This is a genomic window from Pectobacterium versatile (assembly GCF_003932035.1).
In the GTDB taxonomy this organism is placed as follows: Bacteria; Pseudomonadota; Gammaproteobacteria; order Enterobacterales; family Enterobacteriaceae; genus Pectobacterium; species Pectobacterium versatile.
Genome location: NZ_CP034276.1, coordinates 1,276,399 through 1,300,929, shown reverse-complemented (window position 1 = coordinate 1,300,929; position 24,531 = coordinate 1,276,399). Strand labels below are relative to the sequence as shown.

9 protein-coding genes are annotated in these 24,531 nt (G+C 55.0%); 2 read left to right on the top strand and 7 right to left on the bottom strand.

The window, feature by feature from the left end:
• Positions 1–478 precede the first annotated feature (478 nt).
• Complete coding sequence (locus tag EIP93_RS05860; protein ID WP_103970732.1) at positions 479–1,225, top strand: GntR family transcriptional regulator; 747 nt, start codon at positions 479–481, stop codon at positions 1,223–1,225.
• Here EIP93_RS05860 and EIP93_RS05855 read toward each other — a convergent pair.
• From EIP93_RS05855 to EIP93_RS05825, 7 genes are all read right to left on the bottom strand, one after another.
• Entirely contained in the window at positions 1,199–2,176 is a 978-nt protein-coding gene (locus EIP93_RS05855) for a PfkB family carbohydrate kinase (RefSeq protein ID WP_125232433.1), read from the bottom strand. The two genes, EIP93_RS05860 and EIP93_RS05855, sit on opposite strands and share 27 nt — an antisense overlap.
• Positions 2,176–3,177, bottom strand: a complete 1,002-nt coding sequence (locus EIP93_RS05850) for an ADP-ribosylglycohydrolase family protein (RefSeq protein WP_125232432.1) — start codon at positions 3,175–3,177, stop codon at positions 2,176–2,178. Before EIP93_RS05850 ends, EIP93_RS05855 begins: the two co-directional genes overlap by 1 nt.
• Complete coding sequence (locus EIP93_RS05845) at positions 3,174–4,454, bottom strand: nucleoside permease (protein ID WP_125232431.1); 1,281 nt, start codon at positions 4,452–4,454, stop codon at positions 3,174–3,176. The genes EIP93_RS05850 and EIP93_RS05845 overlap by 4 nt, the downstream gene beginning before the upstream one ends.
• 261 nt (positions 4,455–4,715) lie before the next feature.
• Positions 4,716–5,000 (bottom strand): pyrimidine/purine nucleoside phosphorylase, encoded by a 285-nt coding sequence (ppnP, locus tag EIP93_RS05840; RefSeq protein ID WP_010298499.1) that lies wholly within the window; start codon positions 4,998–5,000, stop codon positions 4,716–4,718.
• A 140-nt stretch (positions 5,001–5,140) separates the two neighbouring features.
• Positions 5,141–5,662 (bottom strand): shikimate kinase AroL, encoded by a 522-nt coding sequence (gene aroL, locus EIP93_RS05835; protein ID WP_125232430.1) that lies wholly within the window; start codon positions 5,660–5,662, stop codon positions 5,141–5,143.
• 406 nt (positions 5,663–6,068) lie between these two features.
• Positions 6,069–7,118 (bottom strand): type II asparaginase, encoded by a 1,050-nt coding sequence (locus EIP93_RS05830; RefSeq protein WP_103942517.1) that lies wholly within the window; start codon positions 7,116–7,118, stop codon positions 6,069–6,071.
• A gap of 206 nt (positions 7,119–7,324) precedes the next feature.
• Positions 7,325–8,971 carry a multidrug ABC transporter permease/ATP-binding protein gene (locus tag EIP93_RS05825; protein WP_125232429.1) on the bottom strand — a complete coding sequence of 549 codons (1,647 nt, stop codon included), beginning with the start codon at positions 8,969–8,971 and terminating at the stop codon, positions 7,325–7,327.
• 729 nt (positions 8,972–9,700) lie between these two features.
• Here EIP93_RS05825 and EIP93_RS05820 point away from each other — a divergent pair.
• Entirely contained in the window at positions 9,701–24,307 is a 14,607-nt protein-coding gene (locus tag EIP93_RS05820) for an Ig-like domain-containing protein (protein WP_125232428.1), read from the top strand.
• The last annotated feature ends 224 nt before the right edge of the window (positions 24,308–24,531 follow it).

The following is a 24,531-nucleotide window of genomic DNA, read 5'->3' as shown; positions in this document are numbered from 1 at the left end:
TGAATATGATCACATTATACAATCGCCATTTATCTTAAAACGCTGAAAAATAGTTACTACGTTCAACCACACTCTTATAAAAAAAAAGGCATCAAATGGATTCCCAATCGGCAATTCAACATAAAAAGCTAAATTAAAGAAAATAAATAAAATAAAAAACTTACTTAATCACATAATGTAAAATTATTAGCAAACACCGTAATCTGTTGCATTTTAACAATTCAGGGATTATTCCTAATAATCGTGACATTCTTTTACTCTGTTAATTAATAAAAATCATTAAATAAAATAACTCATATATGGAATTAATGATTAGCGTTACAAAGGATAGATGACATTTTCATGACAGAGTAACATGCTAAAAATCACTAAAAATATTTTATTTTATGTGGTAATCCGCGGTTGCCATTTTCAGTATAGAGGTAATAAGACCAGTGGTATTATGGCGTCTACGCAGGCCGATCAGGATCAGAGAAGAATGGAACACGCGCATACTCGATTAATAGAACAGCTTACGCAGCGCTTTGCGGCAACAGACAATACCCCACTCTACCTAAAGTTTGCCGAAACGGTAAAAAACGCCGTGCGCAGCGGCACATTGGAACATGGCAATATTCTGCCGGGAGAACGTGACCTGAGCCAGTTGGCTGGCGTATCCCGCATTACCGTGCGCAAAGCGATGCAGACGTTGGAAGAAGAAGGCGTGGTGACCCGCGTGCGCGGCTACGGGACGCAAATCAATAATATTTTCGAATATTCATTGAAAGAAGCGCGCGGCTTTTCACAGCAGGTCGTGCTGCGGGGCAAGAAGCCCAATACGCTGTGGGTGAACAAACAAATCGTAAAAAGCAGCAAGGAAGTGGCTGAGCAGTTGGCTATTGCGCCAGACACCCCCGTTTTTCTGTTGAAACGTATTCGCTATGTGGATGAGGACGCCGTTTCAATTGAAGAATCGTATGTTCCTGTTGATCTGATCGCTGACGCTGAAGATATCGGCGTCTCACTTTATGACTATTTTCGTAGCCAGAACATCAATCCGCAGCGTACACGCAGTCGCGTCAGCGCCCGTATGCCCGATGCCGAGTTTCAGTCACACATCCAACTTGATAATAAAGTACCGGTTCTGGTCATCAAGCAGATTGCGCTCGACCCGCAGAACCGGCCCATCGAGTACAGCATCAGCTATTGCCGCAGCGATCTATACGTTTTCATCTGCGAGGAGTAACCGTGTACGCAGTTCAGCCTGCGTAGGCGCACAGTCTCCGCCGCGGTGGCTCACGACATAAGCCGCAACGGCGTTCCCCAGCGTGACGGCATCGGCCAACGGCCACCCAGCGGCCAAACCAGCCAGTGTCCCGCCCGCGTGACTGTCCCCAGCCCCGATGGTATCCACCACCGTTGCCGGAAACGGGGCAACGAGGCCCTCAGAAGCCGCGTCGAAATACCACGCCCCCGCTTTATCTTGACGAATAATCACCGGCGCACGGTACATCTCCCGCCAAGCGCGCCCCAGCGTTTGTACATCAGCCGACACGCCGAGCAGGTCCGCCGCCACGTCCGCTTCCTGACGATTAAGGGAAACTACTGGGTGAAGCGCCATAATGCGTGCCATCAGGCTTGCCGGTATATCGGCAATGCGTGGGCCAAAATCAATGAATGGCGTGACGTTGGGCAAATTTTCCAGCCAGCTCACCAGACGCTCACCGCACGGTGCCGCCAGTTGATAGCCCGACAGGTAGACCAAACTCCCCGATGCGACGGATAACGACGCCAGCCACCTGTCGCTCCACTGATTCTCGACCCCGCTGAAGGACATAAAAGTCCGTTCGCCGTCCGGTTCAACCAGCGCCAGACACCAGCCGTTGTCTCCCTCGTCGGTTTGTACCACCGTGGTGATATTCTGCTTTTCCAGACTCTGACGGATAATATCTGCCCACACGCCCCGCCCGACGGGCAAAGCGTTTTGCGCGGCTATCCCAAGGCGTTTAAGCGCAATGGCAATATTCAAGGCGCAGCCGCCAATATTCACGCTTTGCTGCTTCAGTTCGATATCACATCCGCGATACGGCAGGGCGTAAGCATCGGCAATCACGTCAATCACCGCCGCCCCGATGATGGTCAGCGGCTGACGCGTCGTTAGCTCATCCAGTTTTGCAGCAAGTTCGCTGGCCTTCATCACGCCTCCCGTGCTGAGCGGTATTGCAGGAGCAGGCTGGCATAGCGGCTAAAATCAAGCTGGTTAATGTCATCCAGCTCCTGTTTCAACGCGGCATCAATCGCCGTTACCCCGTGCAGCGCACCGCATATTGCAGTCGCCATCGCTCCGATAGTGTCGGTATCTCCTCCGAGGTTGGCGCACAGAATCGCACAGCGATTTGGGTCGGTCTGCGCCAGTTCCACCATCGCGATTACCGTAGCGACGGATTCAATGGTGCTCGTTCCCGCGCCAATCAGTTGATAAAGCTGCTCGCTGGCGCTTTCCGTACCGTTTGCACGGCGCACGATACTTAGCGCCAGTTCCAGACGCGCGGCAAGGGAGGCGCTAAACGTCGTGATACGCTTTTCCTGCGCGTGGCGTGCGACAGACGGCAGTGCGTCGACGATCTCCTGCCAGTTGGCACCGTCAACCGCCCGGGAAATAGCCCAGGCAACGACGACCGCTCCCGCAATCGCCAAATCGGACTTATGCGTCGGGCTGGATGCCAGCGCTACCTGATCGATAAATTCATCAAGATCGTGCGCAGGCAGCAGACAGCCTAGCGGAGACGCCCGCATCGCAGCGCCGTTCGTGACGCCATTATTTTCCAGTTCGCTGACCGGCGTGCCCTGACGGATCGCCTTCAACGCAATTTTAGAGGTGGGGCCGAGAACATTCTTATTAAATGCATCGAACGATTCCGCCCATTTCAGGATGTGACGACCAATCGCATCGGCATTGATTTCGCCATCGCATTCAATGATGGCGTCGGCCAGACTCAACGCCATCGAGGTATCATCCGTAAACTCGCCGCGGCCAAAATAGCACGCCGCATTGTTTTCCGCCGGGCCGGGTAAAAAGCGATCAATCCAGCCGAAATGCGCTTTCACACGCGTTCGGGGCCACAGTTCCGATGGCATACCCATCGCATCCCCTAAAGCCTGGCCGTATAAGGCACCGAGAATACGTTCTTGTTTCATTTGCTTTCCTCTGTACTTAAATGCTTGTTTTTTACACCGTCTACATCAATGGTCGAGATCGTCTTATCCGATTCACGGAAAAACAGGATAAAGATCAGCGCAATAATCGCGATCATCACCGCGCCAAACAGCCACATGCCGGTCCAGTTAAAGGTCAGTCCGTTCACCGGCTCGCCGTGGGCAAAAAGTTTCTCCATCATCACGCCACCCAAACGGTATCCCAACAGGCTGCCGAAGCCCTGACAGCAGAGCGTAATCAGCCCTTGTGCTGCCGTGCGCATATGTACCGGCGCTTTTTTATCAACGTAGATATAGGCGGTTACATAGTAGAAGTCGTAACTCACGCCGTGCAGCAAAATGCCGAGGAACAGCAGTGCGTACGTGAAATAGTGGTAAGCGTCGCCGTAGACGAAGAAGACATAGCGGATAGCCGCCGTCACCAGCCCCAGCAACAATACCTTTTTAATACCAAAGCGTTTGGTGAAAAACGGCAGTGCCAGCATAAAGAAAATTTCAGAGAACTGGCCCAGCGTCATCCAACCTGTCGCATTTTTCATGCCGACTTCGGTGAGGAAGCCCGTGGCAAAAATGTAATAAAACGCCAGCGGCATCGCGAATAAGAAGGAGCAGACAAAAAACACCAGAAAATTTTTGTCTTTCAGTAACACAATCGCGTCCAATCCCAGCATGACTTTAACATCCATCTTGCCGGTGCTTTTCGGTGGCGTATTGGGCAGGAAAAACGCAAAGAAGCCGAGCAACGCGGAGCTGGCTGCGGTAATCAGCAGCGGAACATTGGTGGGGGAAATATCGCTAAATCCAAGCCACGTCGGCAGAAAACCGCAGACGATACCGGAGGCGATCCAGCCAATCGTTCCCAATACCCGGATGCGTGGAAAATCCCGTTCGACATCGGCAACATGCGAGAAGGCGATACTGTTAGTCAGTGCAATCGTCGGCATGTAGGTTAACGAATAGGCCAACAGCAGCGGGAAGAAATACATAAATTCCGTTTGCTGGGCCGCGAAGTACATCAGTATCGCCCCAGCGAACATCAACACCGCCAGCACCTTTTGCGCGGCAAAGAAACGATCGGTGAGCGATCCCACCAGGATCGGCGACAGAATCGCAGCAATCGCGGTACAGGCATACGACCAGCCGATTTCACCCGCCGTAAATCCGCTTTTGCTCAGATACAGCCAGAGTGGAACGAACCAGGCTCCCCAGATAAACCATTCAACGAACATCATGAACGACAGCTTTGCTGTAGTTTTCATATTTACATCCTTCATGACAGAGTAAGGTACACCTTTAAAATACCAATTAATAATACCTTTTAAATACCTTTGCGTTCATTACTTGAGCTACTTAACATTTTTGCAGCATTATTTCCCCCCATCAGGGGAAGAATGGCAGAGAAAGGCGCTAACCGCGTTGGGGGAACAAGAGGAATGAAGCAGGATGAGCATAAAAAAACGCCGCATTATGTAGCACACAATGCGGCGAGAATGATCTACTCTACAGAGATAGAATAGAAATTACAGGTACTTACACAGATAAGAGGTTGGTTCGACTACCTGCAAATTGAATTCACTTTTTCCCGGAACGAAAAAGGTTTCTCCCGGTGTGAAAACCTGCCAATCCGGTGAGCCTGGCAGCAGGACTTTCAATGCTCCGGTGATCACCGTCATTTCTTCCGGCTGCCCAGTTCCAAAGGTGTATTCACCCGCATCCATGACGCCGACACTGGCGCGGCCAATGCTGTCGCCTTCAAAACCGATTGATTTGACCTTCCCTGCAAAATACTCATTTACATTCAGCATAGCGCGGCACCCTATCATCGAAAAAATTCAGGAAATTCATCTTAAAAGGAGAGTCGAGCCACTGTCACGATCTATTCATTGAAAGTTGGTGTTCGGTAACACTGACTGGTGATTATTTTGCCAGTGTCCGGCTCACCAACCTATGCAGCCGACGAGCGCAGCGCTTTCAACACGCTTGCCACAATCGCTTCCGGCGTCTGCGATGCATCAATAACGTGATGCGCGACACCGCGATAAAGCGCTTCACGCGCAGCCAATACATCGGCCATTTCCTCTGCGATAGGGCGACCCGTCAACGTCGGCCGCTGGTTATCCTGCGGATTTTCTTCCAGCCGCTGAGCCAGCAGCTCCGCATCTGCATGGAGGTAAATGACGGTGCCTTTCTCATGCATAAAGCGCCGATTGGCTTCTGCCAGCACCATACCGCCGCCCGTTGCGACGATGCAGCGGTTGGACGTCACCTGTTGAAGCACCAGACTTTCACGCTGGCGGAACCCATGCCATCCTTCCTGCGCAACCACATCAGCCACCGTCATATTGGTGGTCTGCTGCATAAACAGGTCGGTATCGACAAAGTCATACCCTAACGCCTGCGCCAGTTGATGCCCAACGGTGGTCTTCCCACAGCCTCTGGCACCAACCATAAAAATGGGGTGTGTCATGTAATGACGTATCCTTCTTCTTTATTCACCCACTCCGTCATACTTCAAGCTGGACGCGCGTAGGCAGTCCCGCCACTCGAATTATTTCGGGTATCAAAGATAAATAAGGGTGATTACCTGCTTTGTCGTGGGCTGAATCATACCGATAAAATCAACAGAGAGGGAAGTGACTTCTCAGTGGAAACGAAAAGTTGAATAACCAAAAGTAAAAATGGGATGACAGGAAATATACCCTAAATAATTCGAGTTGCAGGAAGGCGGCGAGCGAGGGCATCCCGATGAGCTTACTCAAGTAAGTGATTCGGGTGACTGAACGACGCCAACGCACATGCAGCTTGAAGTATGACGGGTATAAAAAGCCCCGCGTTTAAAGGCGGGGCTACCACACTACAAACCGATCGGGCGATTAATACGCGTGGAAATAATCCTGAATTACCGCTGGGTTCGTCGTTTTCGTCAGCGCCAGCATCAGCAGAATGCGTGATTTAGCCGGGCTCAGAGAATCGGCAACCAGACCCGGTTGGCCCGCATCCGGTGGTACGATGCCGCTGCCGGTACGGCTGGAACGCACCACAACAACGCCCGCGCTTTCCGCTTTACGGATGCCTGCATCGCCGCGCTTGGATACTGAGCCTGCGCCCATCCCCGCATAGACAATACCTTTCGCGCCGTGTTTGATAGAAGCGTCATACATGTATTCAGGGTCGTCCTGATAGCCATAAATAATGTCGACAGCTGGCAGTTTATCTACGTTGGTCACGTCAAATACGGAACGCGTGGTGTGAACTTTATCCAGACGCGTCTGGTAATAAACTTTGTCACCGATAATCACGCCCAGATAACCTTCTTCTGGCGCTTTAAAGGTGTCCAGCGTAGAAGCGTTGGTTTTGCTGATGAAACGAGCAGAACCAATACGGTCGTTCAGCACAACTAAAACGCCGCGACCGCGAGAGTTTTTATCCGCTGCCACTTTTACTGCGCCGTACAGGTTCATTGGGCCGTCGGCACTGATTGCCGTTGCCGGACGCATCGCGGCGGCAAAGACCACCGGTTTGTCACTCTTCACCGTCAGGTTCAGGAAGTAAGGCGATTCGTCGAGCGTATCCGTACCGTGCGTAATGACCACGCCATCAACATCGCTGCGTGCCAGCAGCTCGTTCACGCGCTTGCTCAGCTTCAGCAGCACGTCGCTGGTCATATTTTCACTGCCGATGCTGGCAACCTGCTCGCCTGAAATATTGGCAAGCGTTTTCAGCTCTGGCACCGCTTGAATCAGCGTCTCTACGCCCAGCGCACCGGCTTTATACCCCGTGGTTTGCGTGTTGGCCGCAGCGGAACCGGCAATCGTGCCGCCCGTGGCCAGAATGACAATATTAGGCAGATTTTCTGCCGCATTTGCCAGAGACGAAAAACAAACAAAAACAACAACGAATAATGCGTTAAATATCCTTTTCATAACCTATACCAACTTATTGAGTTAAGTGGCAGACCAGATACGTCAGGTGCCTGATCTGTAAGTAAAAAACACCCACTCTGTTAGCAGCCTGCCAACATTGGCGCTTATAATGCCCCAGAATTTAACGAATTAATATATGCCTGTCAGACTTCACGCTAACGGTGTGTGATGCCTCACAGAGCGGCATTCCGCCGCGACGATTTACGTTATCGGCTAATCTGCGCCACGGCATCCTGCGAGGCCTGTTCGCGCGCGTCGCCCGTCAGTTCTGACAGCGCTCCCTGATGCATTTCAAGCAGGCGATCGGCATGTTCAAAGTAGTGATCGTCATGGCTGATCGCCACAATCGTTTTCCCCAATGCGCGCAGCTGCGGTAACAGCTCAAGATAGAACACACGGCGGAATTGTGGATCCTGATCGGCCGCCCATTCATCCAGCAGCAGGATGTCCCGCTGTTCGGCGACGGCCAACAGCAGCGCCACACGCTTACGCTGCCCCTGAGAAAGCTGTAAGTTCATCACCTGATGATTCTCCAGCGTCAGCTTATGCCGCATGTTCAGACGATCCAGCCAGCTATCGACCAGCGCCATATCCGGCTCCGTTCCGTTCGGCCCCATCATCTGTCCGAACAGGTGAAAATCAGTAAAGATGGCAGAAAATAGCTTTTGGTAATCCTGGCGCGTTTCCGCCGTAACAGGGCGGTTATCCAGCAGCAGCGAGCCGGAAACCGGGGTATAGAGCCCCGTCAACAGCATCGCTAGCGTAGATTTTCCACTCCCGTTCCCGCCAATCAGAAACACCAGTTCGCCACGTTTTATCACCAGATTGATCGGTCCGACTTCAAAGCCGGAATCGTCATAGCGAAACACCACGTCACGCAGTTCCAGCGTGTGCCAGTCGGCAGGGGCAACCGCAACGGAGAACGGTTCCTGATAATCCGCCAAATCGAAACGTTTCAACTTATTAAACGCGACTTGTGCGCTCAACAGCGTCGGCAGTGCGCCAACGGCCTGAAGCATCGGCGTGCGTAAAAACAGCAGCGTCAGTGAGTACGTCGCCGCCACGTTGGTATCCGCCCAGCCGAGGTTGTTTGCCATGAAAAAGACCGCCCCAATCACGCCCAGCATCATAATATTCGACCAGTTCACCGCACTGAGGTGAAAGGTGTCGGCACGAATTACGTTCTGTCGGTAATCCTGCGCATTAGCCTGATAAACCTCTTCATACAGTTTCTGCGCCCGTTCACGGTTGAGCGTCAGCTCTTTACGCCCGTTAATCACGGTTTCGTAATCTTTCTGGAGACGATCTTCCGCTTCCCGTACCTGAGTCAGGTGGCGATACACGCGGGAAACCAGCATAAAGCCGCCCCAGAGCGTTATCGCGATCCAAACGGACGTCACCACCAGCATTTTCGGGGAGAGCCAAGCCAGATAAGCGGCCGAACCAATGGTAAGCACAATGCCCTGAATCAGCTCCGGCAGACGCACAAATGCAATCGTGATATTGCGAATATCGCTGGACAGGCTGGCAAGCAGCTGCGCACTGCCGATCTGTTCGATACGGGCAATGTTAGTGTCCAAAATACGCTTGATAAATTGCCCACGCAGGCGATAAACGAAGTGGTGCCCCAGCGTGGTCAGCGCCAGTTGCGATACCAGCGTCACCCCCATCAGGAGCAGCAGCAAGCCCAGGAACTGTGGCAATACGCTCAACGACTGATTGACCATTTCAATCAATTGCAGGTTGATAAAGGCAATAAGTCCAATGCCTAGCGCAGCACTCAACAAACTTAACAGGATAACGGCAAGAAAGGGCCAACGGTACTGCTGGTAAACAATGCGGAGCAACTCCATAACAACCTGGTCTCTCTGATGAAAACAATCGCCCGCAGTGTAATCGGGATAACCGTGATATCAAGAATAATTCTCATATCTGGCGTTACGCCAGATGCCATCTTTTCAAAACCCACGCTCGGTATCGCCAACACAATTCATAAGAAAATATGATGGATTATCACACTTCGTTATCACTTTTCTAGCAACACACTTCGCTTAATGCTCACGGATTACAGCCAACAAAAAAACACAAATTGATACAATAAATCCAGATAAAGCCGCCCTCTTCACGATGAGTATTCCCTCATCGAATCCAACTGAAATGTGAACAAAAAGCGTATTACCAAGCTGCCAGATGCATTAAGAGATGGCAATTTAACATTATAATTAGTGTGGTTATAATTAACTGGAGAGGGTAATGCCGCTAAGCTATTTAATATGTAAGGATATTGTCATATTTTTTATTTTCAAAACATTTCAAAAAAGTTGGATTTTTAGTTAAGCCACACCTATAAATATCAAGAATTGGGTGAATATGATCCCGATAACCTAATCCTCACGGAAGAGGAATCCACAGCAATATATTTAGCCATATTTGACTATTACTGCTTTTTGTTTCTGAACCAGGTCAGCTTTAGCACCTCTCTTTTTGTTGGTGGTGCCTATCCCCATACGTCTTCCGTTACGGCCCCGATCCGCCGGAAGAGGTATTAAGACAATGGTTGCAGATAAGCAAGAGGCTATTTCATGTCAGATATGAATGTTATTGCGGGAAATGCAAATATCCTGTCGCGTCAGGGTGGTCAATTTATCAGAGCTGTCCCGGAAGGAACCACAAATGTCGAGCTGCTGGAAAGCAGCACCGTCAGAATCTATGGCACACCCGACGTGGTGTCTCGCTATGAGCGTGTTGGCAACGATCTTATCTTGCACATGAAAGACGGTACCACCGTCCGCTATGAAAGCTTCTTTACTCTGGATGCCGCGGGTTACCACAGTGAGCTGGTTTTTGACGATGGCACCCGGCTCATCCATGCACAGTTCTCCGGCGCTGCGGCGGCAGAAGGCGCGGCCCTTGCGGCGGAAGCCGTTGCCCTTACGCCCGAATACACCGCGCTGGGCGATATGACGTCATTACTGATTGGTAGCACAACCACCAGCACGTTATCTGCAACCACGTTGGGCAGCGTTTTGGGAGCGGTCGCCGTCGGCGGAGCCGCTGTCGCAGGGGTCGCCGTCGCGGTTGCGTCATCAAGCAATGACAATAACGCTACAGCGCCACCGCAAGAACCCTTAACCGTCGATGCCTTTGCCGGAAATAACGGGCTAAACCGTACGGAAATCGGCCAGCCTCATGTCCTCAGCGGGAAAACAACCGGCGTCAATGCGGGACAAACCGTCACTATCACGCTAAACGGCGTGGTTTACACCACCCCCATTGCCGCCGACGGCAGTTGGCGCTTTACGCTGCCAGCCGATGCGTTTACCGGGCTGCAAGACGGCGTTTACGCATTAAAAGTGAGCGTACCGGGTGCAAACGGCGTGCTGCATGAGAAAACTATCGATCTCACCATTGATACCCTACCCCCAAATTTAACCGTTGATAAATTCACGGGCGATAACTACCTCACCGTCGGAGAGTTGGCAAACGGCCAGACCCTCAACGGAACGGGTGAAGTGGGCCAGAACGTCAGTATCACGCTGAATGGAAAAACGTATACCACGACCATTAATGCCGCCGGGACCTGGACCCTGACCGTGCCTGCCGCAGACCTTCGCGCACTGAGCGAAGGCGAGCACGCCATGTCGTTCACGATTAGCGATAGCGCCGGCAATACCACCGTGGTCAACCGCACCATTATTGTCGATACCACGCCGCCGGAGCTGTCCCTGTCGCCGTTTACTGGCAACAACCTGATCACCGCCGATGAACTGCAATCCTCACAGTTTGTCTCCGGTACGGCCTCCCTGTCGGATGTTGGTCAAACCGTGACGGTGACACTCAACGGTATCACCTATACCACCACCGTAGAGAGCGACGGTGCATGGAGCGTATTCATTCCTTCCGGTGATATTCAGGCGCTGACTAACGGCACCTACACTCTAGTGGCGTCATTAACGGATAAAGCAGGCAACACCACCACGCTGCCGCCCCAAACCATCACGGTGGACACCAACGCCGAAGCGGTCAACATCAGCATCATCTCATTTGATAATCGCCTGAATGCCGTGGAAGCAGGGCAGCCGCTAACGATTGATGGCACAACGGCCAACGTTGCCGCAGGCCAAACCGTCACCGTGACATTGAACGGGAAACCCTACACCACCACAACGGGAGCAGACGGTAAATGGTCTTTGGACATCCCCAGCGCCGACCTGCTTTTGCTGTCAGACGGCAGTAATACCCTTACCGCCAGCGTACAGGGAATCAGTGGTGATACCGTCACCGTCGACCGCACGCTGGATGTACACATCAACACGCTCCCTTCCATTACGCTGACACCGCCTTTCGCCGACGGCGTATTAAACGGAGCCGAAGCCGCGCAGGATCAGGTCATCCGCGGGGAAACGGGGATTAGCGGCAGGGGCCAGACTGTCAGCCTGACGATTGGCGGGAATTACGTGACCGGGACGGTGGATGCCAACGGGAACTGGACGGTTACGATCCCTAAAGACGTGCTGCAAAGCCTGCCCTCAGACAACATCAGCGTGCTGGAGATCGTCGTCCGCGATATCGCAGGCAACGAAACTATCGTCACGCAGAATATCACCGTGGATACGACGCCGCCGACGCTCACCGTCTCCGCGATTGCTCAGGACGATATCCTCAATGGCGCAGAACTGGCCGTCAATCAGGTGGTCAGCGGAACAGCATCGCTCAGCGAAGCCGGACGCACAGTCACCGTTACGCTGAATGCCAAACCCTACACCACCACCGTTGGTAGCGACGGCAACTGGAGCGTCACGCTGCCAACGGCCGATCTGGTCGCTATCGCAGACGGTAACCAGAACCTGACCGTTACGCTGACCGATGCCGCAGGCAACACCACAACGGTTACCCGCCCGCTGACCATTGACAGCGGTGCAACCACCGCGCCAACCATTACCATCAATAATTTCGCGGACGATAACGTCATTGATGGCGCAGAAGCAAAAGTCAGCCAGCAGTTAAGCGGAACCACCACCAACGTTGAGGCGGGACAGGTTGTCACCATTAGCCTGAATGGAAAAACCTATCTTGCCACCGTGCAATCCGGCGGTATCTGGAGCATCAACGTTTCAACCGCAGATATCGCCCTGCTGGCGGACGGCGCGCACAGCATTAGCGTTAACGTGAGTAACAAAGCGGGCAACGCCGCGAGCGGAAGCCAGAATATCAACGTCGATAAATCTGGCGACAGCATCGCCATCAACATTGTCGCCAGCGATAACTTGTTAAGCCGGGCAGAATCCCTGCAACCGCTGGCGATCAGCGGGAATACCGCCAATGTCCCTGCGGGGCAGACGGTGACCGTGACGCTGAACGGAAAGAACTACACCACGACCGTTGCCGCCGACGGCAGTTGGACGCTGCAAGTCCCCAGTGCCGATCTCCAACTTCTGTCAGACGGCAATGCCACCATCACCGCCAGCGTAAATGTGACGGGAAGCGCTGCCGTAACGGACAATCACACGCTCGGCGTTCACATTCACACCCTGCCGCAACCGACGATTGATACCCCATTCGGCAACGGTTCACTGAACGGTGCAGAGGCGCTGGTCAGCCAGACGATTACCGGCCACACCGGCATCAGCGGTGCGGGGCAGACGGTCATCTTGTCTCTCGGCGGGAAGTCTTATACGGGAACGGTTGATACCGCAGGTAACTGGAAAGTCACCGTCCCTGCGGCCGATCTCCAGCAGTTACCGGAAGGTAACAACACCCTGCTGGTGACCGCACAGGATGCCGCGGGCAATCAGGCGGGCAAAACGTTTGTTAGCCCAACCGATTTTACGGCCCCTACCCTGACTATCGGCACTATTGCAGGCGATGACACGATCAATATGGTCGAATCGCAAAGCAACCAGACCGTCAACGGCACCGCCTCAATCAGCGAAGCGGGTCGTACTGTCATTATCACTTTCGATGGGCAATTCTATACCGGCGTTGTCGGTAGCGATGGCAACTGGAGCATCAACTTACCTACAGCCGCCCTGCGCGGCATGGCCGATGGCAGCTACAAACTGTCTGCCTCGCTAACCGATGCAGTCGGCAATACCGTCAGCGTCGAAAAATCCATTGAGCTCAGTGCGGATACGGCATTCCAGCCGACGATCTTCGTTAACGCCTTCGTCAATGAGAATAACGTCATCACCGCGGCCGATCTCAAAGTCAGCCAGTGGCTGACGGGCACCAGTGCGAATGTGGAAACCGGCCAGATCGCGACTATTCTTCTCAACAAAAAATTCTACTTCGCCGCGATCAAAAGCGGCGGGAACTGGATCGTGGAAATCCCCGCTGCAGACATGGCGCAGCTCTCTGAAGGCACCGTGTCCATCACTGCACAGGTCGCGGATCAGGCGGGAAATGAGGGCAGTCATGAGAACTGGTCCAATGTTGATATGAGTAGTGACAGTATCTCCATCAGCATTGTCGCGCTTGATAACCAGATTAACCGCCTCGAAGCCTCACAGCCGCTGACCATTTCGGGTTCGACAGTCAACGTCACCCCGGGAGAAAGTGTCACCGTTACGCTCAATGGCAAGACCTATATCGGCATGATTGCCGCAAACGGGAGCTGGAGCGTCACAATCGAGAGCAGCGATATGCTCGCCTTGCCGGATGGCACAGCGACTATTACTGCCAGCGTCGCCAACCCCGGTGATGTCCCTGTCACCGCCAGCCGCAATATTGATATCCATATTAACAACCTGCCACAGCCAACGATTGACCAGCCTTTCGGTGACGGCATACTCAACATCATCGAATCAGCCAGCGGGCAGAGCCTGACCGGGAAAACCGGAATTACCGGAGGGGGCCAAAGCGTCATCGTCACGCTGAACGGCAAAGCCTATACAGCAACCGTGGATAATCAGGGGAACTGGAGTGCCGTGCTTCCCGCCGCCGACCTGCAACTTCTGCCAACCGGCGTACAGACCATCCGCGTAGAAGCGACGGATACCGCGGGCAACAGCATACAGGGCATTCGCGATATTACCGTTGACATGGTTCGCCCTCTTCTGACGCTGAAACCACTGACCAGCGACGGCATCATCAACGCCGCTGAGAGCCTGAACGATCAGGTGATCTCCGGTAACGCGCTACAGTCAGAAGCCGGGCGCACCGTCATTGTCACGATCAACAATAAAAATTATCAGGCCCAGATTCAGGCTGACGGTAGCTGGAGTACTACGGTTCCCGCCACCGATCTCCAGGCTTTGGCTGACGGTAGTTACACCGTGACGGCAACATTGACTGGCGCCTCAGGCAACAGCGCCACCAGCACCGGGTCATTAACGCTGGATGCCAATCCGGCCAACCTGCCGCTGCTCACCGTGAACGCCATCGCGCTCAATAACATCATCGACGGCGGTGAAATCAACGTCGCGCAAATCATCAGCGGCGGTAGTCTGAATGTCGAGGTGGGGCAGCGCATTACTGTGACACTCGGCGACAACACCTACACCGCAACGGTTGACAGCAACGGCCAATGGCGCGTCAGCGTGCCATCTGTCGATCTCCTTCATCTGGCACAAGGCACGCATACCGTCACGATTGGCGTCAACGACGTCAGCGGTAACCCCGCAACGCTTAGCCAGACCATTACGGTGAACACCTCCCTGAGCGGTATCGCCATCGATACCGTCGCGGGCGATGACAAACTGAATCAAGCCGAAGCGGCGCAAGATCTCACCGTCAACGGCAGCAGCCAGAACGTGGCAGCAGGCACCGCCGTCACGATTACGCTGAACGGGAAAAGCTACGCTGGCGTCGTACAACCGAACGGCACCTGGAGCATCACCGTATCAGCAGCGGATGTCAGCACGCTGGCCGACGGCACCTCAACCTTGACTGTAACGACGGTAGACAGTACAGGGAATGTGTTAAGCGGTAGCCGTACGATCGATGTGTTCACCCACAGCAGCCCGACGCTGACGCTGAACACGCCGTTCAGCGACGGCATACTCAATGCCGCAGAAGTGGGTGTTATTCAGACACTCAGCGGCACAACCGGTATCGCCTCACCAGGGCAAACCGTCACCGCCACACTCGGCGGCGTGACGTACACAGGGATCGTGGATACAGCAGGTAACTGGACGATCTCTCTGCCTGTGAATGGCCTGCAAAATCTGTCGAATGGCACCACAACATTGCAGGTTAGCGTCAGCGACGCGGCCGGAAACAGCAGTACCCTAACCAGCAACATAACCGTGGCGCGTACGCCGCCTACGTTGACAACCACCAGCGTTACTGCCGACAACATCCTGAATAGCACCGAGGTTCTGAGCAATCAGCAGCTAACGGGCACCGCCTCACCGTCCAGCGCGGGGCAAACCGTTACCACCACGCTGAATGGGAAAACCTACAGCGGCACCGTCGGCAATGACGGCACCTGGAGCATCACCATTCCGTCAGCCGATCTGGGTAACCTGTCCGACGGCAATTACAGCATCGTGACACGACTGACCGATACCGCAGGCAATACCACCACCACAACGCAGACCATTAGCGTCGATGCCAGCCCGCTCAATGCACCGGTCGTCACAGTTGGTACTTTCGCTGGCAACAATATTATTGACGGTGCGGAAGCGCGCGTCAGCCAGGTGCTCAGCGGCACCAGTAAAAATGTTGAACAAGGCCAGACGGTAACGATTAGCTTCAATGGCAAAGCGTACACCGCACAGGTTCTGTCGAATGGAGGCTGGAGCACCACGATTTCGGATACCGACATGGCACTGCTGGTTAACGGCAGCCAGACGATTACCGTCAGCGTGAGTGATGTCTCTGGCAATACCGCGACATCCAGCAGCACCGTCACGGTGAATACTAACGCGAGCGGGCTGTCTATTGCGCCAATCACCGGGGATAACCTGCTAAACGCGCAGGAAGCGACAAGCGGCATTACGATTAACGGCGGCGCCGTCAACGTCGCGGCGGGCACGGATGTCAACGTCATACTCAACGGGAAAACCTACACCGTGCAGGTGCAGCCAGACGGGACCTGGAGCGCCACCATTCAGCCTGGCGATCTGCGAGTGCTGGGGGATGGCATCATCACGGTTAACGTCACGGCGGTCGATCAGGCGGGTAATGCCCTGTCGGGTACGCAACAACTGGGCGTCAGCATCAATAATCCACCGGTGGCATCACTGCATATGCCATTCAGCAACGGTTACCTGAATCTCAGCGACGCACAGGCCGGACAAACACTCTACGGCACGACAGGCCTGCGCGGAGCCGGGCAAACCGTCAGCGTCACCATTGGTACCACGGTCTATTCCGGCACGGTTGACAGCAACGGTAACTGGAGCCTTCAACTGTCACCGAGCGTTCTGACTCCGCTGGCAGACGGACTACTCAACATTTCCGTTACCGTCAGCGATGCGGCAGGCAATACGTCCACCGTTCAGGGCAGCGCATTCGTTGACTTGACCCCACCGGTGCTGACCATCAACCCGATTGGCATTGACGATATCATCAACATCGCGGAAAGCCTGCTGCCGCTGGAAATCACCGGCACATCGCCCCTCAACGACAGCGGCCGCCCCATCATTGTTAACGTCACTATCAATGGGCAGATCTATCAAGGGCTGGCGCAGGCCGATGGCACCTGGCACGTTACCGTGCCTGCCGGCGACCTGCAAAACATGCCGAACGGCATTACGGCAATCACCGCCACCTTGACCGATGCCGCCGGAAACACCGGTACGGTAAGCCATTCCATTACGCTGGATACCGATCCGGCCAAAGCGCCAACGCTGACCATCGCCACGCTGTCGACCGATGATTATCTCAATCTGGCCGAATCAGGCCTGCCGTTAACGATCAGCGGCAGCAGCCAGAATGTGGAACAGGGCCAGCAAGTTACCATCACACTCAATAGCCAAAATTACTTCGCCACCGTGGGTGCGGATGGCAGTTGGAGCGTGCAGGTTCCTGCAACGGATGTCGGCAACGTGCCTGATGGCAAGCAAACTGTGAGTGCCAGCGTAACGGACGTAAGCGGCAACCCCGGTTCAGCGACGCATAGCATTACCGTCATCACCGATGCGACTAACCTGCCAGCCATCACCATTACGACCCTGTCTGGCAACGATGTCGTCAGCGCGCAGGATACGCAATCTGACCTGCTCATCTCTGGTTCAACGACGAATGTTCAGGTGGGGCAGCGCGTCACGGTGACGCTGAATAGCAAAACGTATCTGGCGACCGTTGGCGCTGACGGTAACTGGAGTACGACCGTTCCCGCTAGCGATGTGCAAAATCTGCCGCAGGGCAGTCAGGATGTGACCGCAACGGTCAGTGACATCGCGCAAAACCCGGCCACCGCAACGCACCCGTTTACGGTCGATACCGTTCCACCATTGCTATCCATCGACATGCTGGTCGACACCAGCGATATCAGTTTGGCAGACGCGCTGGCGGGGCTACCGCTGAGCGGCAAAGGCGAAGCGGGTCTTCTGGTCACGATAAAAGTCGGTACAGCAGTCTATAGTGCTGTCGCCGATAGCAACAGCGTCTGGCAAATCACCGTTGCGGCAAACGACCTGCTGGCGTTGGGCGACGGCGTGAAAACGCTGCAAGCCAGCGTGACTGACGGCGCAGGGAATGCCAGTGCTGCCAGCATTGATATCACATTAAAAACGCAGGCACTCCCTACGCTGACGCTGGATTCACTCTATGACAATAATGTCCTGACTATCGCGGAACTGGCGACGGCAACGACGATTGGCGGCAGTTACACCCATCTGCCTGTCGGGACAACGATTCAGGTTACGATCGGGGCTTACACCACGACGGGTGTGACGCTCGCGGGCGGCCTGTGGAGCGCCACCATTCCGGCCAATGCGCTTAGCATTCTGGCAGATGGCAACGTACAGGTCAGCGCGACGGTCACAGACAGCGCGGGTAATACCGGCAGCGCGGGCGGTACGTTGGATGTCGTCATCCACACCAATTTCACCATCAGTATCGCCACACCGTTTGTTGACGGCGTACTCAATCAGGTAGAAAGCACGGAAGATCAGCTGCTGACGGGGACAACGGGGCTCATCGATCCGGGCCAGAGCGTGTCTATCTCGATCACCAACGGCACGTTAACACACACCTACAGCGCCACCGTTGCCGCTAATGGTCAGTGGAATGTGACACTGCCATCTGCCGATTTGACTTCACTCGGTGACGGTACACACACCATCAACGTCACCGTCACTGACCACGCGGGCAACACGGGAGCAGGAAACGGAACCTTCACCAGCATCATTGTGGGGATTCCCGTCGCCTCGCTCGATACCCCGTTCGGCGATGGCAAACTGAGCCTAGCCGATGCACAACCGGGCGCGACGCTATCCGGGCAAACGGGGCTAACCAGCAACGTGGGGCAAACCGTGTCGGTCAGCATTAACGGCACAAGCCTCCCAGCCACCGTGAATGCCAACGGTAGTTGGTCGTTATCGCTGGATCGCCAGACGCTGATCGACCTGCCGGATGGCTCAGTGAATTTCACTGTCACCGTGACCGATGCTGCGGGCAACACCAGTACCGCATCAGCCACGGCAAATGTGCTGACCACCACCATGCCAGTGGCAACGCTGGATCTGCCTTTTGGCGACGGTATCCTTAACACCACCGAAATTCAGGCCATCCAGACCTTAACGGGTAAAACCGGTATTACCAGCACAGGCCAGGAAGTCACGATTACCGTGACCAACAAAGCCACGCTGGCAGTCACCACCTTTACCGCCACCGCAGACGGGTTAGGCGGCTGGTCCAGAAATCTGAGTCCTGCCGATTTGGCGCTCTTTACAGAAGGCAATTACAGCATTAGCGTCAAGGTCACCGACTGGGTGGGCAATAGCAATACCAGCACGGCGCTCGATGTCAGTTCGGCGCAAACGCTGCCCGCCCCGATTGTCGATGTACAACCGTTTGGCATCGATGGCATCCTGAGCAGCGCCGAAGCCGCATCTGCGCTGACCTTTTCGGGCCGCACGCAGATTGGCGGCAACGGGCAAAACGTTAAACTGGAGATCGACCTCAACGGCATTCGCTATACCGCGACAGTGGATAGTAACGGCAACTGGTCCGTTACACTCCCTCCGAATGCGTTGAATTCGCTGGTCGATGGTCAACATACCATCACGGTGACCGCCGTCGATGCCGCAGGCAACGTCGGCACAACTCCCATCACCTTTACCAGCGATCTCACGCCACCGGCTATCACCTTAAATACCCCGTTTGACGACGGCTACCTGAGTATCGTGGAAGCGGGCACTCTGCTGGGCAGAACGCTGAGTGGTAACGCAGGGGATGCCGTGAACGTAACGGTCACATTTGGCGGACAGGCGCTTGTCACACAGCTGAGCGGAGGCGTATGGACAGCCACGCTGACCCCAACGCAACTCAGCCAGCTTGCTGACGGAACACATAACATCGTCATCACGGCAACGGATAGCCAGGGCAACAGCGCGACATTGAATTCTCAGGCGATCCTTGCCGTGCAGGTCGCACCGACGCTTACGATTACCGCATTCGCCGGGCTTGATGGCCTTAACTACGCGGAAAGCCGCACCACGCAGACCATCAGCGGTACCTCCACCGATTTAGCGGTGGGTCAAAACGTGATCGTCACGCTGAATAACATCGAGTACACGGGAAAAATTCTCGCAGGCGGAACATGGAGCGTAACCATCCCATCAGCCGATTTGCAGGCTCTGGCAAATACGGCGTACACGATCACCGCCGATGCAACGGATAAAGCAGGTAATCCGGCGACACAAGCCAGCGTGGGATTTAACGTCAACCTGACACAACCTCCCATGGTGATGGTGATCGACCCGATAGCGGGCGACAACATCATTAACGCCAGCGAGATAAACGGTAATGTCACCATTTCTGGGCGTTCTATCGGCCCGTCATCGGCGATGACTGCGGTATCGCTTAACATTGGGAGTACACCACTTGTTGTCATCACCGACGCCAATGGCTTCTGGAGCACCACCATTCTCGCCAGCCTCTATTTCACCACGCAAGGCAACGTCAATGTCACCGCGACGTCGTTAGATGCGATCCTCACGAGAACGGTGCTGGTCGATACGGTAGCGCCCACGCTGGATATCGTTGCTTTTGCCAGTGATAACGTGCTGGGCGGCACTGAAGCCAGCACTGCGCAGACGATTACCGGTACTGCCTCCGTCTCAGAGGCTGGACAAATTGTCAGCATCATCCTGAACGGAAAAACCTACAGCGCTCAGGTTTCCGTCACCGGCACCTGGAGTGTGAGTGTCCCTGCCGCCGATCTGGCAAAGTTGACCGATGGCTCCCATACCATTACGGCAACGCTCACGGACACAGCAGGAAATACCGCCACGGATATACAGGTCGTTACCGTCGATACGGGGATTCCACTGCTCAGCGTGACATTGTTCGATGACAATATCCTGACGCTGGCTGAAGCGGTAGCGGGCGCGGCGATTACCGGTACAGGCGAAGTGGGTGCCACGGTTACGTTAACCGCCGGACCGCTGACAGGCACGACAACCGTCGGTTCCGACGGCAACTGGACGATTCCGGTCCTGTCCGCTAATTTACAAAACCTGATCGACGGGCCGCAGGTCATCGGCGTGACGCTGACCGATACCTCAGGCAATAGCGCACACCTTGATGTCACGCTGGATGTCGCACTGAACAAGACGCTCGGTGCAGGCATTACCGATATCTTCGGTAACGATGGCATCCTCAATCTGGCCGAATCACTGTTAACGCAAGTCATCAGCGGTAACGCGACTGGCAACTATCTGGGTGCGAAAGTACAGGTCACCGTGTTGGGCACCACAGTGGAAGGCACCGTCGGGGCCAACGGGGCCTGGAGCGTTGCCCTGCCCTCGAACGTGTTCACTGGCTTAAGCAATGGCGTGCTGGCGGTTAACGTCGACATCGTCGATTCACACGGCAACGTGAAGAATCAGTTGGTCAACATTGACGTGTTGAAAACCCTGCCAGTCATTGATTCTGTTGTGGCCTTCACGGATGGCGCACTGAATGCGGCGGATGTCGCGACCAGCCAGATTATCAGCGGTATCGTTAGCGGCGGCAGCGTGGCATTAGGGGCGACTGTCAGTGTAACGCTAGGCACCAAGCTTTACGCCGGGATTACCGTCGGTGCAGGCGGAGCCTGGAGCCTGTCCGTTCCTGCTCTTGACTTGCAGGCCTTGCAGGATGGCACGCTGGCGCTGGGCGTCGCGGTCACCGATCATGCGGGCAACACCGCCAGCCAGATCGTGAACGTCCCGACAGTCATCAAGAATCTGCCGAGTATTACGCTCAATCCGGTCTTTGGCGATAGCCTGCTGAATCTGGGCGACCTGCTGGTCAATCAAACGCTTAGCGGCACGGCCACCGGTCTGGCAGGCAGAACCATTACGCTCAGCATTTCAGGTTCACAAATCGCCACAGCCACCGTCGGCTCGGATGGCAAATGGAGTACTGCCGTTACGCCGAGCGTCTTGGGTATTCTGCAAGGACTCGGCAGCGGTGATTTCACTGTGAGCGCCACCGCAACAGACAGCGTAGGCAATAGCAGCAGCGGCAGCGCTGGAATCAAGTTCGATTTCGCCCAACCGGTGATTACGCTGAACCCGGCATTTGGCAACGATGGCTTCATCAACGCGGCAGAAGCGCTGGTGGCGCAAACGATCGGTGGCGTGGTCACCAATGCCAGCGCCGGATCGCAGGTTGCCGTTACCCTCGGCGGTAAAACCTTCCTGTCTACGGTCGGGACAGGTGGCGCGTTCAGCCTGACGCTACAACCGTCCGATCTCAGCACGCTGCTCGATGGCAGCACCACACTGAATGTGTCGGTCACGAATGCTTCCGGCAATACCGGCACGGTCAATAACGCTATCAATATTATTGCCAAAAACCTGCCGACAATTAGCCTTGGCTCACTGTTTGGCGGTGACGGTTTCCTCAATGCCGCAGAAGCCGCGTTGACGCAGACGATTAGCGGCACCACCACTAATGCCGTCGCGGGATCGTCTGTCGTGATACGCATCGGCACCCTGACGCTAAATGCGACCGTCGGCAATGACGGCGCCTGGAGCACCAGCCTCACGCCGCTGCAACTGTCCGGCCTGACGAATGGTAACCTCACCGTCAGTGCAACGGTAACCGACCCAGCAGGCAACAGCACAGGCATCAGCACGGGCATCAACATTGCCATATTACCGCCGACTATCACCCTTAACCCGTTGTTCAACAACGGTGTTCTGGATCTCCCCAGCCTGTTGAGTACGCAACTCATCGGCGGGACCACGGCCAATGTACCCGCGGGCACGGCGATCAACGTCACGCTGGGCAGTAAAACCTACACCACAACCGTCGGTGCCAACGGCAGCTGGAGCCTGCCAGTCCCTAGCCTCGATCTGAAAGCCCTTGTGGATGGCGTCACTAACGTCGGTGTTCGTCTGGTCGATGCAGCAGGTAACGTGGGCACACAGACCAGTACCGTCAGCGTAGCGATCAACGGCCAGCCAACGCTGACCATCAGTCCGCTCTTTGGCGGTGACGGCCTGCTCAATGCCGTCGAAGCAGCGGCAGGTCAGGTCATCAGCGGAACCAGTACCAATGCGATAGGCTCCACGATCCAGATTTCGCTGGGTACCAAGACCTACTCTGCCGTGGTGCAAAGCAACGGTAGCTGGTCAGTCAGCTTGCCTTCGCTCGATCTCAACAGTCTGACCGACGGCACGCTTTCCCTCAACGCCTCTCTGACCAACGCAGCAGGGAAAACGACCAGCGCGGGCGCCTCAATCGGTGTGGGCGTTCATGCACTGCCAACGGTCAACCTCGGCTCCCTGTTTGGCGGAGACGGCTACCTGAATCTGGCCGAAGCGGGCATAAACCAGATCATCAGCGGAACCACAACCAACGCGGCAGGCGGTAACGTCACGCTGACCGTGGGCGGACTCGTGCTCAGCGCCGCTGTTGCCAGCAACGGTACCTGGAGCATCAGCGTCCCGAGCGCCAACCTGCTCAACATCGCCGATGGCAATTTGTCCGTCGGTGTCAAAGTCACTGACCTCTATGGCAACACTAACAACACCAGCAGCAATGTGGTCGTGAAAACTCACCAGTTGCCGCAGTTGGGTATTGATGCGGTGGGATCGCTGATTGGTAACACGGTTGGCCTGCTGGCGAACGGCGTCACCGTCAGCGGAACATCTCGCTACGTGCAGCAAGGGGCCAAGGTAACCGTCACACTGCTCGGCCAGACGCTACAGGGTACCGTCGGCTCCGATGGCAAATGGAGTGCGCAATTCAGCAGCTCGTTACTGGGTATCAACGTTTTCAACGTGGGCGCGATTTTGGCAGCGCTGCTGGGAACGGCGGTTGAAGCCTCCGTCACCGATCAGGCGGGTAACTTCACCGGCGTATCTGCGGGATTAACCTCCGGAATCTCCCTCGGGTTACCGCTGATGAGCATGATGGCGCTGGATGTTGACGATAGCAGCGTCGCTCAGGTGTCTTCGCTGTCCAGCGAACAGAGCGACACCGGGGAAAACACCGATGTGCAACCCCTTCATGTCAGCTCGAAAATGGCGGCGGTCGCACTCAGCGAGACGCACACCATCGACAACAGCGCCAGTACCGACGTGGAAGAGAGCGTTTATGCCATCGGCGGTGTCGTCATCAGTCTGGCCGACGGCAGTGTGCAAACAGGTACAGATGTCAAAGGCGGTGAAGGCGACGATCTCATTACGCTCTCAACGCTCGATTTCACTCAGATCGATGGCGGCAACGGGATTGATACGCTGGTTCTGGATGGCACCGAGCTTAATCTGGATCTCACCGCACTGGGGCTGAAAATCGACAATGTAGAGATCTTCGATTTAGGCCAAAACGGCACCAACAGCATCACGCTGGATCTCGACCGCGCCCTGAATGTCACTGACCGACCAGAAGATGACCTGCTGATCGTCGGAGGCGAAGGCAATCAGGTGAACCTCATCCCAGGCGAAGGGGCGTGGAGCACGGTAGGACAGCGCGATATTGATGGTCAGCGTTTCGACGTCTACCACCATTCATCGTTAGATAGCGCCAACAACCTGGGAGATGTACTGGTGCAGCAAGGCCTGCTCGTCAATATGGTGTAACGGTGTTTTAAGTGCCAGTTCTACCAAGGGTTGCTGCTTATACACAAATGCGGAGCTCAACGCGGACTTTGTCGTTATCCGGCGTAAAAAATTATGCTGAGGAGATAGCAGGCTTAGGATGAGCCGCATGGACGCGGCGAAAGCTTGCGCCACGTCGGGAGCGTGTCGCAAGCGGTCCGTTAAGGCTGATACCGACGAAGAAACCGCGTAGCGGCATAATTTCC

What these genes read in the sequence shown, in the direction of transcription:
- EIP93_RS05860 (WP_103970732.1), top strand. Translation starts at nt 479, where the DNA reads ATGGAACACGCGCATACTCGATTAATAGAACAGCTTACGCAGCGCTTT.
- EIP93_RS05855 (WP_125232433.1), bottom strand. Translation starts at nt 2,176, where the DNA reads ATGAAGGCCAGCGAACTTGCTGCAAAACTGGATGAGCTAACGACGCGT.
- EIP93_RS05850 (WP_125232432.1), bottom strand. Translation starts at nt 3,177, where the DNA reads ATGAAACAAGAACGTATTCTCGGTGCCTTATACGGCCAGGCTTTAGGG.
- EIP93_RS05845 (WP_125232431.1), bottom strand. Translation starts at nt 4,454, where the DNA reads ATGAAAACTACAGCAAAGCTGTCGTTCATGATGTTCGTTGAATGGTTT.
- ppnP (WP_010298499.1), bottom strand. Translation starts at nt 5,000, where the DNA reads ATGCTGAATGTAAATGAGTATTTTGCAGGGAAGGTCAAATCAATCGGT.
- aroL (WP_125232430.1), bottom strand. Translation starts at nt 5,662, where the DNA reads ATGACACACCCCATTTTTATGGTTGGTGCCAGAGGCTGTGGGAAGACC.
- EIP93_RS05830 (WP_103942517.1), bottom strand. Translation starts at nt 7,118, where the DNA reads ATGAAAAGGATATTTAACGCATTATTCGTTGTTGTTTTTGTTTGTTTT.
- EIP93_RS05825 (WP_125232429.1), bottom strand. Translation starts at nt 8,971, where the DNA reads ATGGAGTTGCTCCGCATTGTTTACCAGCAGTACCGTTGGCCCTTTCTT.
- EIP93_RS05820 (WP_125232428.1), top strand. Translation starts at nt 9,701, where the DNA reads ATGTCAGATATGAATGTTATTGCGGGAAATGCAAATATCCTGTCGCGT.